The sequence below is a fragment of the Pseudomonas edaphica genome (genome assembly GCF_005863185.1).
Taxonomy (GTDB): Bacteria; Pseudomonadota; Gammaproteobacteria; order Pseudomonadales; family Pseudomonadaceae; genus Aquipseudomonas; species Aquipseudomonas edaphica.
The window spans coordinates 1-11896 of the sequence record NZ_VBVZ01000151.1; the positions used below are offsets into that span (position 1 = coordinate 1).

Sequence of the window (11896 nt, forward strand, 5' to 3'; positions counted from 1 at the left end):
GGCAAACCGCAATCGCAGGCAAGCCAGCTCCCACATTTAGATTTTTACCAGCCTGAAGACTTAATCGTCCATGTCTCGACCGCTGAGCAGCCGACTGATCATATCCATCGAAAACCCGCGATAGCTCAAGAAGCGGCCTTGCTTTGCACGCTCCCGGGCATCAATCGGCAGATGGCCGGCAAACTTGCGACGCCAGGTATCTTCCAACTGCGACTGCCAACTGATACCGCACTCACGCAGGGCGAGGTCGATATCGGCACGTTGCAGGCCGCGTTGGCTCAGTTCTTCACGAATTCGCGCCGGGCCGTAGCCGGAGCGCGCGCGGTAGGAAACAAAGCTTTCAAGATAGCGGGCTTCGGAAAGCAGCCCCTCTTCCGTCAAACGGTCGAGGGCTGTTTCGATCATCTCGGGCTCTGCACCGCGCTGACGCAGTTTACGCGTCAGCTCGACTCGACCATGCTCGCGGCGAGCGAGCAGGTCCATCGCGGTGCGCCGAACGGCGACGAGTGTATCCAGTACCACAGTCATCGTTTGCTTCAGATATCAGTGTCAGCTTCTTCCACTTCTTCAACCGGCTCGCGGTTGGCGGCAGCTTTCACGTCTGGCGCTGGGGTCAGCAGCTTGTCGCGAATCTGCTTCTCAAGCGTGGCGGCGATATCCGGGTTGTCTGCCAGGAACTTGGCCGAGTTGGCCTTGCCCTGACCGATCTTGCTGCCGTTGTAGGCATACCAGGCACCGGACTTCTCGACGAAACCGTGCAGTACGCCCAGGTCAATCATCTCGCCGTTCAGGTAGATACCCTTGCCGTAGAGAATCTGGAACTCTGCCTGACGGAAAGGCGGAGCGACCTTGTTCTTCACGACTTTAACGCGAGTTTCGCTACCAACAACTTCGTCACCTTCCTTCACCGCGCCGGTACGGCGGATGTCCAGACGGACCGAAGCGTAGAACTTCAGCGCGTTACCACCGGTAGTGGTTTCCGGGCTGCCGAACATTACGCCGATCTTCATACGGATCTGGTTGATGAAGATCACCAGGCAGTTGGCGTTCTTGATGTTACCGGTAATTTTACGCAGCGCCTGGGACATCAGGCGGGCTTGCAGGCCCACGTGCATGTCGCCCATTTCGCCTTCGATTTCAGCTTTCGGTACCAGGGCAGCCACGGAGTCGACCACGATCACGTCGATGGCGTTGGAGCGCACCAGCATGTCGGTGATTTCCAGGGCTTGCTCACCGGTGTCCGGCTGGGAAACCAGCAGGTCGTCAACGTTGACGCCCAGCTTACCGGCGTATTCCGGGTCCAGGGCGTGCTCGGCGTCGACGAACGCACAGGTGGCGCCCATTTTTTGCGCCTGGGCAATCACCGACAGGGTCAGGGTGGTTTTACCGGAAGATTCAGGACCGTAGATTTCAACGATACGGCCTTTTGGCAGGCCGCCAATGCCGAGTGCGATGTCCAGACCCAGAGAGCCAGTGGAAATAGCCGGGATCGCCTGACGGTCGTGATCGCCCATACGCATTACGGCACCCTTGCCGAATTGACGTTCGATCTGACCCAGGGCCGCAGCCAAGGCTTTCTTCTTGTTGTCGTCCATTAAAGTCCTCACGTAATCAATAAGGCCTGACGGCCAACACCTGTATAAGTAGACAGTATTGTTCCACAAAGATCCGGGATCGCCTACCCCTGATTTTCGATTTCTGCTGCAGCTCGTCGCAACAAGCCCTCCAGCGCGGCCTTTACCGTTTGTCGACGGACCTCGTCGCGGTTGCCGGGGAAGTGCGCCAACTCGGCCGTCACCTCATCACCCACGCCGAACGCCAGCCATACAGTGCCTACCGGTTTATCCGGCGAACCACCATCCGGCCCCGCCACGCCGCTGACCGCCACGGCAAAGCGCGACAGGCTTTTTTCCTGCGCACCGCGCGCCATCGCCTCCACCACTTCCTGGCTGACGGCGCCGACCTTGGGGAACAACGCCTCCGGCACGCCCAGCTGCCGGGTTTTCTGCCGATTGGAGTAAGTGACATAACCGGCCTCAAACCACGCCGAACTGCCCGGTATGCGCGTGATGGCTTCGGCGATACCGCCACCGGTGCAGGACTCGGCAGTGGTGACGTGGGCATTGAGTACCTGCAAACGGCGACCCAGTTCAGCAGCCAGTTGAGTGATTTCCTTCACAGTCGTCTCCAGGAGTGGGCGGGGGTTTGCCTACCCTACAGGAGCCTATCGGCCATGCAAGTTAGAGAGTGCATCAAGACGCTAACGGCCGACGACGCGCACGCCACCTCAGGAAACGCCCAACACCGCCTTCGCCCGCGCCCACAGTTGCAAACGCTCATCCAGCCCGTTCAGCCCGCCATTGATGCGTCGGGTTATGGTGGTGAACTGGTCTTTGTCGGCGAGTTCGTTCAAACCATTGCTTTGCCAGAACCATGCGGCGGACTCACACGCCCATTGCGGCTGCTCCAGCAGTTGCGGTTGCTGCAACAGGCGCTCGTCGCCGAACAACGCTTGGCTGCAGGCCAGGTAATTGCGCCGCCCGGTGATCTGAATAAGCCCCCTGCCCCGGTACTTCTGGCCATCGCCGTCGGCCTCGGGGGTGTTGCCCAAACGCGCGGCCAGGGTGCCGGTGTCGTATTTGCTCAGGTATTGATCGCTGCCCAGTTCTCGCACATAGAGCAACTGGCCGGATTCGTGGCCGATTTGGGCAAGAAATGCGGCCATGCGCTCAGGTGTGATGATTTGGTGGTGTGACATGGCCGCGTTTAACGCAGAAATGAAAACGCCAGCTTTAAGCTGTGAGCGTGGTAAGACTTTAACTAACTGTTGCTCGGACAGGACCATGTTGCCCTCCTCGGCGCTTCGAAATGAAGATCGAGCTTTGAGTGCCGCACGAACTCAGGCGTATTTTTCATTCAGTGCATACAAGATCGCGCAGGTTTCGCAATCCAGCACGCCATCATGGTTTTCAGGCCGAAAGTGCAGTTGAAAAGCCCGTACCAGCGCACTGAAAAAACCATCAGAAGTGGGCGTTTCAATGCCATAGCCATAGCGGGAAAATGCCTGAACCACTTGCTCACGCTCAGGCATTTCGCCACTGAATTGCTGGAGGTATTTGTCTTTGACTGAATCCTCGTACCAGGCGCCGATACCTGCCTGCGCAAGGTCTTTCCAGGGAAGCTTGGGGCCCGGGTCTGATTTGCGACCGACCGCAATATCGGAATGGCCTACCACGTTTTTCGGCGACATGTCCGGGTAACGTTGCAGGATGTTCCTCGCCAATTGCTTGAGGGCTCTGATTTGCGAAGCCTGGTAGTCAGGGAACGTGAAAACGCCGTCGACATCCGTGGCCTGGTTAACAATCTCGATACCGATAGAGGTGTCGTTCAACCCTGAACGACCGGCCCACTGGCTGACACCTGCGTGCCACGCACGGTCCTCTTCCGCCACCAGACTGAAAATCTTCTGCCCTTTGAAGCCCGCCGCAATGTAGCTCGGATCGATTGGATCCGGGATCAGATAATGCGCACTTGCAGCCCCGGTGGTCAGCGATTTGACCGAGCCAGAAAAGTCCAACGCGGTGTAGTGCAACACCAGGAAACGTACACGTTTGCCGTAAGGTTTAAGCGTGCGATAAGTGTTGTAGTCAATCGTAAACATAGAGCCTCCCTTTTTCCTATCCATCCTTTAGCTATTACGCAGCACACGCGCCTTGAATTAACCGCACGCGAATGCTGCCACCTGGCGCTCTCAGAGACGATGAAGTTCAATATAGTGTTCATGTGTATTCACCTATCGAGTCGAATGATTTGTCGCGGAAGATTCCGCTTTCATGTCGCTCAAAGGCGATTGCTCGAGGCTCGCGGCCTCCACATGATTCAGCATCCCACATCGGGAACATTTGATCTGGAGCTCTGTAAACCCACCCGTGCAGGCGAAAAGTCTTTTGCAGTTACTGCATCTGAATTCTTTCAACATCTGCAAATTACTTTTGCTGAATTACCCTTTCCGTAGGCAATAAAAAAACCGACACAATCGCCGGGTTTGTTAGCTGATTTTACTCAGTTGTCAGGATGCTCGCTCGCTACTGAATCAGCGGCGTCCACATCCGACATATCCTCTTCGAGAGGTGCATCGTCGTCAGGCGGCAGCGGGATCTTGTCCTCATCACGCCTTGGGTCATGCCCTGTCTCGTTATCAGTGCCGCGTGTGACTTCCTGCTGAGAAATATTGCCTGGCGCATTCTTATCGATGTCCATGCTGACTCTCCGTTTTTATGCTCGGGATATCCGCGCTTGAACATGGGAGGCTGGCAGGTCATGGTCAGTGCCAATCAATGGACGAACGGCTTAAGGCAAACGTCCCCGCTCAATGGCGAGGCCTGGAATTAACGATTGATAGGTCCGAAGGTGAGCCCTTTCAGGAACCAGCGCTGCTCTGGTGTAATCGAGTCGGCCTGTTTTGCATTTTCGATTTCGGTTGCACCGATCTGCGCGTAGTAGGCGCATGCGATGCCGTCGACCACCACAAATAGCTTCGCCTCTTCGAGACTTCTGAGCAGCATGCTGAACCTCCAGACACGAAAAGCCCCAGCGAATGCTGAGGCCCTGAATAGGTCCCTCATCAGCGTGACAAGTCAGAGGCTTTGAGGGCTTGGGGAAAATTAGGCAATAAAAAGCTCAGCGCGACGGCTGGGCTCTATTACGCAAGGAGATAGAAGATCACGGAGTCCAGTAAGCAATCTTGCCGCCTGCACCAACAGCTGTAAAATTGCCGTTGCCGTAGGCGACGCTCCGGATATCGGTTCCTGCGAAAGTGTTGGCTTGCTGAACCCAGCCGATCCCATCCTCGGAAACGGCTGTCTTGCCGCCGTCGCCGACAGCTACATACTTGCCGTTACCGTAAGCAATGTCGCGGATGATGGTTCCACCGAAACTGGTATCTTCAACAGCAGTCCAGCTAAGGCCATCGGATGAATATGCCATCTTGCCATCCGCACCAACGATAAACATTTTCCCGTTGCAAAGCTTCATGGAAAGGATGGTGCTATAGCCGAAGGTGCTGGTTCTGGTCGTGAATGTTTGCGGATTATCCGTCGCCATCTTCACAGCGCTAAGCAGCTTCCCATTCGATCCCGCAATCAACACAAAACTGCCAATGACGTTGACGCAGTACACAGTCTCGCTAGAAGTGAAGGTCGTATTGCGCTCCACCTGGCCTGACCAATCGCCATAACGGGAAAAGACTTTACCGTTAGACCCAACCAGTATCCAGGTGTAGTTCTCGCCGTTGATTGGCCGATAAAACACAATGCCTTGCAAGTCTGCGGACGCGCGAACAGTTGCCGTAAGATCTGTCCAAACCCTTTCAGGGCGGTCTGCGTTGCCGTTGAGCAGATTGCCGGATTGAGAAAGGGCTTGAAGCGCTACCCCAATACCGTTCCAGTACAACTCGTTGAGGACCTTTGCGCTATCAGAGGTGACGGCGCCCTTAAGCTTGGTCCACGCTGTACCAGTTGCGCCTCCGCTGACAACCTGAGTGGTTGTGGTAAGACCGTTGCCACCAACCGCATAAAACTTGCCTTGCGCAAAAACCACGCGCCTAAGCATGCCGGTGTTATCCACCGGTTGTACTTGAGTCCAAAGATCTTGCAAGGTTTGAGACGCCGAGTTTGCGTTTTCCATTTTAAACTCCGTTACTGAGCTGATTTAAGTTCAGGCCTCTATATTGGGCGTATGGCGCTCATGGGCGATTGCTCGAGGCGCGTGGCCTTCACATGGTTCAATGCCCCGCATCGGGAACATTTGATCTGGAGTTCTGTAACCTCGCCAATTCGAGCAAGGAGTTTTTTGCAGTTTCCGCATCGAAGCTCTTTCAACATAAGTTCCTCCAACATCAGTGAACTGCTGCTGCGAATGACTTACCTGTTCACGCCGACAACCCATTTGCCGTGATCGAACTGCGATACCCCGTCACCGGATCGCCGACATGCACCACCTGTTTCATCGACCACTGGCCCTGCAGATACGAAGGCCAGGTTTCATCCAGCAACAACACGCCTTCGGCAGCCAACAAAGGGTTGCCAGGGCAATCGATCACCAGTTTCAAACCTTCGCGTCCCACACGTCGCAGCTCGCCTTCAGCCACGGCACGCGCCTCGGCTTGGTTCTGGCAGCGCTGGCGCAAGGTTTTGAACGGGGCCACCCCAACTTCGACTACCTGTTGTTTGCCACCTGCGGCGTCCCACCAGGTCACGCGGCTGCCCATGTATTTGGAGCGAGACGTTTCGTCGAGCTTGGCAGTGATGAAGGCCTGGTCACCGGGGCGGTTGTCCTGGGTCACGGACAGCTTCACCTGCGGTAATAGTTGCCCGGTAAGTGATTTGACCTGCCCCGCCTCGGCCAGCACGTACAGCTCGTTGATTGGTTTGGTGACCGCGCTGTAGCGCTTGGCAAGGCGGGTGATGAACGCCATGTCGCTTTCATTGGACTGGTCGATATGGGCAATCGCAATGCCTTCCAGCGCAGGGGCCACACGCGGTGAAAACCCGTGGCGACTGACCAGTTGGCGAAACAGTGCGCCCAACGTGGTTGGCCCGTAACTGGCCGACCGTCGCTGGCGATAACCGCTGGCGTCGAGCATGCTGAAAGGTGCGGCTGTCGCCACGATCATCAAGCGCATGGGAAACAGCACGGGCGTGCGCTGCGTGATCACGAACTCGCCTTTCTCCACCAGCGCGGACTCCTGATAACCCACGCGCAAACCGATCTTGCCGCTCAGGCTGGGCAAACCTTCCAGCCCCTCGATATTGAGGGTCAACTCCAGTCGGTCAGACTCGATACCTGCAGCGTCGGTATGGCTCCAATGCATCAGGCGTTGATTGAGCAGCGCGGCATTGGCGCCATAAAACTCCACGATTGGCGTAAATCCCTGTGCCATGTTGCCTCCTTAATCCCAGGCCAGAACAGGCCGCACAGCAGCCGGCCGCGCTTGCATTTCCGGCACGATGACCCACACACCAGCGGGCAGTACCGGCCCGTACTCGGCAAGCTCGGGGTTCAGACGCCAAAGGGTTTCTTCCGCCGCGTCATCGCAACGGCCCAATTCGCGGTAGAGCAACAGGTTGACCGAATCACCGGCAATACTTCGCACTCTACGCATTGACGAATTCCTCCAGTTCCATAGTCCAGGCCATGACCATGGCAGTGCCGTCATCGATCACGTTGCTCTGGGTTTCCATCACCGAATTGATCCGCCACAGGCCCCAGTTACGGCCGATGCCATCGACCAGCGGTAAGGGCGCACGCGCATTTTGCAGGGCGCGCAACTCGTCCAGGCGCTGCATGCCGATGGCATACATCGCTGTGCCGGTGAACGTGAGCTTCTCCAGCTTCTGGCCGCTTTGCCGCGACTGGGGTTTGCTGGCAATAATCGCCAGGTCACTCCAGCCGCCATCAGTGGTACGCACCAGCCCGGAATAGGCAAAGCCACGGGACAGGCCAAAAATAAAGTCGCCGAGGACCATTTGTTGTTGCATCAATCACCTCCTGGTGGATCGGCCAGCGCCGCGTTGCGCCGAATGCCAAGGGTGTCGGTGACCATCGGCATGCACTGAAATTGCAGGGCCTGGATCACCTGGTTGACGACTTGCTGGGCATCGGCGGGGTTCACGCCGGTAATCTGAATGCTCGGCGCGAGGGTGACTTGCACATTGTCGGTACGCGCGGCGTTGAGTTCCTTGCTCACCGCACCGGGTGCAGGCAGCCGGTCATTTGAGCCGAACAGTTTGTCACCCAGCCAGGTGCCCGCTTCACTGCCGAGCAAGCCGCCGATAGCGCCGCCGACCGCAGTGCCGACACCGGGGAAAATCAGCGTGCCAATGGCCGCGCCCGCGGAGGCTCCGGCCCAGGCGCCACCGGCGGTAGTGAGGCCGGCGCCAACGGCTTTGGCGTCGCCGTTGCGCAGGCCCTGGGCCACGTCCATGGCGGTGTCGACGTATTTCAAAGGGCCAATGCGACGCACGGAAGACGACTCGAGTTTTGCCAGCGCTCCCGACAACCCCGCCGCCAGGCCTTTGGATGCACCACGCGTCAGGGTTCGGTTTGCCGCAGGCGCCGCATAGGAAGTAAACGAAACCCCCGGAGACTGGGTAGCGGCTTGCGCCGCTCGCTTGCTGTCGAACGCAAGCAGTGGTTGGCCCATGACATTGACCGGGAGCGAGACCTTGGCCGCAGCGGCGGAACGTTGGGATTTGATATCGGCCGACGTTCTGACCAGGCTGGTTTTAACCTCGCGTGATCTGGATTGACGGGTCTTCTTGCGCGCGCCGCGCGGCTTGCTTGCAGTGCCTTTGGGCCGCGCTTTGTCTTTGTTCCTGGCGGTCTCGCCGACACTTTCAGGCACCTGCGCGGCGACCGTTTCAAGTGGGCCACGAATATCCGCTGGCAGCGCTCCCGTGCAGCAGCAGTCCTTGCCCTTGCCCGCGTCTTTGCCCTTGTCCTTGTCCTTGTCCTTATCTTCTTTAAGCCACTTGGCGGCGGTTGGAAAGCGGTCAGCCACCGCATCAAGCGCGCGGCCGGAAAGCCTGTCCTTAGCCTTATCCCATAAACCGCTGAGCACTTCCTTGCCGACGAACTTGGCAGCATCCGCGCCTAGCTCAAGGCCTTGGTCGGTCCAGGAGCGGGGCGCAGGCTCAGGCTTGACCGGCTCGCCTTTGGCGGTTGCGGTGCTGATATGTGTGGTTTGGGTCGCCAGCGAATTTTCGGTAATAAACAGCGTGCTGGTGAGCGTCTCCAGCGCCTCGCGCAAACGGACCTGCTCTTGTGTCAGGGCGTTGATGTCCACGCTGACGGTGACCAACGCCGAGGTCAGCTCTGGCTGCGGCGCAGGCTGAGGCACCGAATCCAGGCTGACAGGCGCGGCAAGGTCTGCGCTAAAAGGTGCCAGCACACTGCCAAGGTCCGCATCGCCAAGCAGCCAACGTTTGTCTTCCTGGGCGAGTCGCGTTCCAAATTGACTCTCTTGCATCCCGCTTACTCCTGTTTAACGCCAAGGCGAGTGATCGCAATGTCGTAGCGGCGCAATGCTTTGCCGGCGTCCCAGTCGAGGATCTCTGCCTCATTGACCGAGTAAATCAGCGGCACCACATCGAGGATTACTTCGATGTCGCGCTGCGAAAGAAGTCCGCCGGTTGATTTAAAAAATCGTCGATGCGCTCCTGCAGTTGCGTCCAGTCGGGCACTGTCAGGCCGGCGAGATCGGGGATCATCAAACCGGTGCAATGCGCAGTGATGAACTCGGCGCGCTCTTTGTGGGTGGCGAGTTTTTTCATCACTTTGGTGGCGCGCAGGGCCGGCATTTCCAGGGCCAGTTCGGTCAGGCTGCGACCGGCCGCGTCGAGGGCCAGCAACAGTTGGACAGGCTGGTCGTGGGCCGCTTCGTCAGGCTGATCCAGGAAGAACGACGTAGGGCGTGTCGACATGTCATGTACGTACTGAGCGATGCTCACGTAGTCCGGGCGTTTGAGCTGATCGAGTTCTTTTTCCGACAGGCCGGTGGCGAGTTTCGCCAGTTCAAAAAACTGGTCGTCCTCGTCATCACCGGCCCGGGCCAGCGCGTCTTTTTGCGCGGCGTAAAACAACGGCTTGAGTTGAATCTGCTGGATCGTCGCGCCGGTGTCGGCGGTGATCGGAGACAGCAGAATGTGCAGCGGTGGCATCCAGGCCATGGGGCAATTCCTTATTAAGCATCTTTGAGGTTAAGCGCAGTCAATGTGGGAGCCGGGCTTGCCCGCGATGCAGGCGACTCGGTATGTCGGGTGCACCGAGGTGATGCCATCGCAGGCAAGCCAGCTCCCACATTGACCGTGCGCGCTTTACGGCATCAGCACCGCGCGGCGGGCATCGCCGAGAATGTCGACGCCGTTGAGCACGAACTTCTGAGTGCGCACGTCGATGTCGATTACCGAGATGCCATTTTCCAGACGGTTGTAGGTGCGGCAGGACAATTCCAGAGTGGTGGTGGCCTTGTCGCCCATCTTCAGCTTCGCCTCGGCCAGGGATTTCAACTTGCCGCCGACGGTGTGGTAGGTGAAGTAGGTTTTGCCGTCCTGATCTTGCCCGGCTTCCCGCACGTTGAGCAGGATGTCGTCACCCAGGCGCACGCCCAGGGCCAGCATGATTTCCGGGCCGGCACCTTGCAGCACCAGGGTGGCGCCGAGCACCTTGCCGCTCTTGGCCATTTCTTCTGCAATAAAGCGCCCGCCGGACATGGGTTCCATGTCGAACTCGATCTTCGGCGGGGTGAACTCCTCCACCGTCGCGGACAACGGCAGGCCTTGAAGGGTGGCCGCAATGGCCTGTCTTACACGGTTGGTAAACATTAGAGAACGTCCTCCAGGAATTGCTCGATGATTTCATCGCGGGCATTGAGTTGATAAATCATGTGTTCGTTCGGCGCGTAGCGGCCGTAGTCGATGACGATGAACCAGGTGCCGTTCTTGTACTTCTCGACACTGTTCAATTCCGGGTGCAGGTACACGCTGCCGCCGGGAATGGTTTCGTCTGCCACCAGGGTTTGCAGCCAGTCGTTGATGCGCTTGACCTCCTGGTCCATGAACGACTTGGTGAGGTTCTTGGCCATGGCTTTCTGGCCGGCCTTGACCAGCTTGCGGCTGATGGCATCTTCCAGGCCGACGTAGCTGATGAACTTGCCGGTGATGGAGCGGTTACCCAGCAGCGAAAAACCGCCAAGGACAGTGCGCGCGTAGTAGCTCACGCCGTAACGGTTGAGCAGGTCGCCTTCGGTGGAGGTGTCGAGGATGTTGTACTCGACCACGCGGGAAACGTCCTCGGCGAACGTCACCTGATTACCTGGGCTTTCCCACTGCCTGACCTTGGCCAGCGCGGCGATAGCCAGCGAGGATGGCGACAGGAACACGTTTTTCTTGGCTGCCTTGGAATACACCGACGGCAGGTTGTGCACCAGCAGGCAACGGTCAAAACCGAGCTCGGCGCCGCCCAGTTCACCGCTGTAGGTCACTTGGTCAGCGACCGAGACATCCTTGCCGTCCAGCACTACACGGGCCTTGATGCGCTTGCCAAAGGCAGCGAACTCACCGGCCACGGCCTTGGTGCCGGTGAAGCCTGGCGCGCCGATGATGGTCAGGTCTTCAGGGACGCTGCTCAGAGCCGCCAGACCCAGCTTGCGGCCGGTGGTCGGTTCGTTGCCGCCGATCACGTTATTGATTGTGTCGGCCGGGGTTGCGCCCTCCTCCACGATCACCACATAAACCGGCACCTTGACCACTTTGAGGATCTGGTACACCGCCTGAAACAGCGTGCCCGACTCAGCGCCGGTGGGGTCCAACAGCGCCTGGGTGGTGAAGCTGTTGATGCGAAACGGCGCGTTTTTCGGGATCGACGCGTGGGCATTCGGCGCGGTGCCGACCAGGCCGATAACGTTGTCGCCCAGGCCACCCATGGCCTCGGGGGATTCGGTGGCATTTACGGTGATGCCGTTGTGCTCGAAGTTCAAAACCTCAGCCATGATCAGTCAGCCTTCTTGGGGGTGGAGTTAAGGACGCTGGTCAGTTCCAGGCGGCCGGCGGTGCGCAGGGCGGATGCTTCGACGTCCAGAAGTTCAAGCTCTTCACTGGCGGTGGACCAGTGGCCACCTCCGGTGGGGAATGGGATGAGGACGGTGTAGGTTTGGCGGTTGTGCATGGGTGGAATTCTCCGAGTGAGAAACGCCAAAGCCCCTGCGGGAGGGGCTTTGGGGAGGCGAAAAAAAACCGCTTTCGCGGTGGGTTACTTCAGGAAGCTGGGTAGTACGGGCCAGTCAATCTTCGAAGGTTCTGCCGCCTGCTCTGGGATGTCACGCAAAGCCTTACGATAG

General features: G+C 58.2%; 19 protein-coding genes. All 19 read right to left on the reverse strand.

Features of this window, described 5'->3' with window-relative positions:
- Positions 1-60 precede the first annotated feature (60 nt).
- A complete protein-coding gene (gene recX, locus FEM54_RS12225) occupies positions 61-528 on the reverse strand; it encodes a recombination regulator RecX (protein WP_034118389.1) in 468 nt (155 codons plus the stop codon).
- Between the two features lie 8 nt (positions 529-536).
- A complete protein-coding gene (gene recA, locus FEM54_RS12230; RefSeq protein WP_048720087.1) occupies positions 537-1595 on the reverse strand; it encodes a recombinase RecA in 1059 nt (352 codons plus the stop codon).
- Between the two features lie 83 nt (positions 1596-1678).
- Positions 1679-2179, reverse strand: coding sequence for a CinA family protein (locus FEM54_RS12235; protein WP_138451094.1), 501 nt, complete (start codon positions 2177-2179; stop codon positions 1679-1681).
- A gap of 108 nt (positions 2180-2287) precedes the next feature.
- Positions 2288-2845 carry a glycoside hydrolase family 19 protein gene (locus FEM54_RS12240; RefSeq protein WP_138451097.1) on the reverse strand — a complete coding sequence of 186 codons (558 nt, stop codon included), beginning with the start codon at positions 2843-2845 and terminating at the stop codon, positions 2288-2290.
- Positions 2846-2899: 54 nt separating this feature from the next.
- Positions 2900-3661, reverse strand: coding sequence for an N-acetylmuramoyl-L-alanine amidase (locus FEM54_RS12245; protein WP_138451112.1), 762 nt, complete (start codon positions 3659-3661; stop codon positions 2900-2902).
- Positions 3662-3793: 132 nt separating this feature from the next.
- Entirely contained in the window at positions 3794-3979 is a 186-nt protein-coding gene (locus FEM54_RS12250; RefSeq protein ID WP_138451098.1) for a Com family DNA-binding transcriptional regulator, read from the reverse strand.
- Positions 3980-4062: 83 nt separating this feature from the next.
- On the reverse strand, positions 4063-4260 hold the full coding sequence (locus FEM54_RS12255; protein WP_056857599.1) for a hypothetical protein: 198 nt from the start codon (positions 4258-4260) through the stop codon (positions 4063-4065).
- 128 nt (positions 4261-4388) lie between these two features.
- Positions 4389-4565: a hypothetical protein gene (locus tag FEM54_RS33995; RefSeq protein WP_170036415.1), complete on the reverse strand. Its 177-nt coding sequence runs from the start codon at positions 4563-4565 to the stop codon at positions 4389-4391.
- 157 nt (positions 4566-4722) lie between these two features.
- Complete coding sequence (locus tag FEM54_RS12260) at positions 4723-5685, reverse strand: DUF6242 domain-containing protein (RefSeq protein WP_138451100.1); 963 nt, start codon at positions 5683-5685, stop codon at positions 4723-4725.
- 38 nt (positions 5686-5723) lie between these two features.
- Positions 5724-5882 (reverse strand): Com family DNA-binding transcriptional regulator, encoded by a 159-nt coding sequence (locus tag FEM54_RS12265; RefSeq protein ID WP_138451102.1) that lies wholly within the window; start codon positions 5880-5882, stop codon positions 5724-5726.
- Positions 5883-5929: 47 nt separating this feature from the next.
- Complete coding sequence (locus tag FEM54_RS12270; protein ID WP_138451104.1) at positions 5930-6940, reverse strand: contractile injection system protein, VgrG/Pvc8 family; 1011 nt, start codon at positions 6938-6940, stop codon at positions 5930-5932.
- A 9-nt stretch (positions 6941-6949) separates the two neighbouring features.
- The gene (locus FEM54_RS12275) at positions 6950-7162 is read right to left on the reverse strand and encodes a tail protein X (protein WP_017137071.1); all 213 of its coding nucleotides are present in this window, start codon (positions 7160-7162) and stop codon (positions 6950-6952) included.
- The gene (locus FEM54_RS12280; RefSeq protein WP_017137070.1) at positions 7155-7538 is read right to left on the reverse strand and encodes a phage tail protein; all 384 of its coding nucleotides are present in this window, start codon (positions 7536-7538) and stop codon (positions 7155-7157) included. The genes FEM54_RS12275 and FEM54_RS12280 overlap by 8 nt, the downstream gene beginning before the upstream one ends.
- Positions 7538-9028 carry a tail tape measure protein gene (locus FEM54_RS12285; RefSeq protein ID WP_138451106.1) on the reverse strand — a complete coding sequence of 497 codons (1491 nt, stop codon included), beginning with the start codon at positions 9026-9028 and terminating at the stop codon, positions 7538-7540. Before FEM54_RS12285 ends, FEM54_RS12280 begins: the two co-directional genes overlap by 1 nt.
- A gap of 127 nt (positions 9029-9155) precedes the next feature.
- Positions 9156-9728: a phage tail assembly protein gene (locus FEM54_RS12290; RefSeq protein ID WP_138451108.1), complete on the reverse strand. Its 573-nt coding sequence runs from the start codon at positions 9726-9728 to the stop codon at positions 9156-9158.
- Between the two features lie 147 nt (positions 9729-9875).
- On the reverse strand, positions 9876-10382 hold the full coding sequence (locus FEM54_RS12295; RefSeq protein ID WP_069022024.1) for a phage major tail tube protein: 507 nt from the start codon (positions 10380-10382) through the stop codon (positions 9876-9878).
- Positions 10382-11548 (reverse strand): phage tail sheath protein, encoded by a 1167-nt coding sequence (locus FEM54_RS12300; protein WP_138451110.1) that lies wholly within the window; start codon positions 11546-11548, stop codon positions 10382-10384. The genes FEM54_RS12295 and FEM54_RS12300 overlap by 1 nt, the downstream gene beginning before the upstream one ends.
- Before the next feature lie 2 nt (positions 11549-11550).
- Positions 11551-11724 carry a hypothetical protein gene (locus FEM54_RS34000; RefSeq protein WP_171045829.1) on the reverse strand — a complete coding sequence of 58 codons (174 nt, stop codon included), beginning with the start codon at positions 11722-11724 and terminating at the stop codon, positions 11551-11553.
- A gap of 84 nt (positions 11725-11808) precedes the next feature.
- A partial coding sequence (locus FEM54_RS12305) for a phage tail assembly chaperone (RefSeq protein WP_276614515.1) occupies positions 11809-11896 on the reverse strand: 88 nt, incomplete at its 5' end.

Bases quoted from the DNA above. Each gene is read 5' to 3' on its own strand.
- recX (WP_034118389.1), bottom strand. From the start codon at position 528: ATGACTGTGGTACTGGATACACTCGTCGCCGTTCGGCGCACCGCGATG.
- recA (WP_048720087.1), bottom strand. From the start codon at position 1,595: ATGGACGACAACAAGAAGAAAGCCTTGGCTGCGGCCCTGGGTCAGATC.
- FEM54_RS12240 (WP_138451097.1), bottom strand. From the start codon at position 2,845: ATGGTCCTGTCCGAGCAACAGTTAGTTAAAGTCTTACCACGCTCACAG.
- FEM54_RS12245 (WP_138451112.1), bottom strand. From the start codon at position 3,661: ATGTTTACGATTGACTACAACACTTATCGCACGCTTAAACCTTACGGC.
- FEM54_RS12250 (WP_138451098.1), bottom strand. From the start codon at position 3,979: ATGTTGAAAGAATTCAGATGCAGTAACTGCAAAAGACTTTTCGCCTGC.
- FEM54_RS12255 (WP_056857599.1), bottom strand. From the start codon at position 4,260: ATGGACATCGATAAGAATGCGCCAGGCAATATTTCTCAGCAGGAAGTC.
- FEM54_RS33995 (WP_170036415.1), bottom strand. From the start codon at position 4,565: ATGCTGCTCAGAAGTCTCGAAGAGGCGAAGCTATTTGTGGTGGTCGAC.
- FEM54_RS12260 (WP_138451100.1), bottom strand. From the start codon at position 5,685: ATGGAAAACGCAAACTCGGCGTCTCAAACCTTGCAAGATCTTTGGACT.
- FEM54_RS12265 (WP_138451102.1), bottom strand. From the start codon at position 5,882: ATGTTGAAAGAGCTTCGATGCGGAAACTGCAAAAAACTCCTTGCTCGA.
- FEM54_RS12270 (WP_138451104.1), bottom strand. From the start codon at position 6,940: ATGGCACAGGGATTTACGCCAATCGTGGAGTTTTATGGCGCCAATGCC.
- FEM54_RS12275 (WP_017137071.1), bottom strand. From the start codon at position 7,162: ATGCGTAGAGTGCGAAGTATTGCCGGTGATTCGGTCAACCTGTTGCTC.
- FEM54_RS12280 (WP_017137070.1), bottom strand. From the start codon at position 7,538: ATGCAACAACAAATGGTCCTCGGCGACTTTATTTTTGGCCTGTCCCGT.
- FEM54_RS12285 (WP_138451106.1), bottom strand. From the start codon at position 9,028: ATGCAAGAGAGTCAATTTGGAACGCGACTCGCCCAGGAAGACAAACGT.
- FEM54_RS12290 (WP_138451108.1), bottom strand. From the start codon at position 9,728: ATGGCCTGGATGCCACCGCTGCACATTCTGCTGTCTCCGATCACCGCC.
- FEM54_RS12295 (WP_069022024.1), bottom strand. From the start codon at position 10,382: ATGTTTACCAACCGTGTAAGACAGGCCATTGCGGCCACCCTTCAAGGC.
- FEM54_RS12300 (WP_138451110.1), bottom strand. From the start codon at position 11,548: ATGGCTGAGGTTTTGAACTTCGAGCACAACGGCATCACCGTAAATGCC.
- FEM54_RS34000 (WP_171045829.1), bottom strand. From the start codon at position 11,724: ATGCACAACCGCCAAACCTACACCGTCCTCATCCCATTCCCCACCGGA.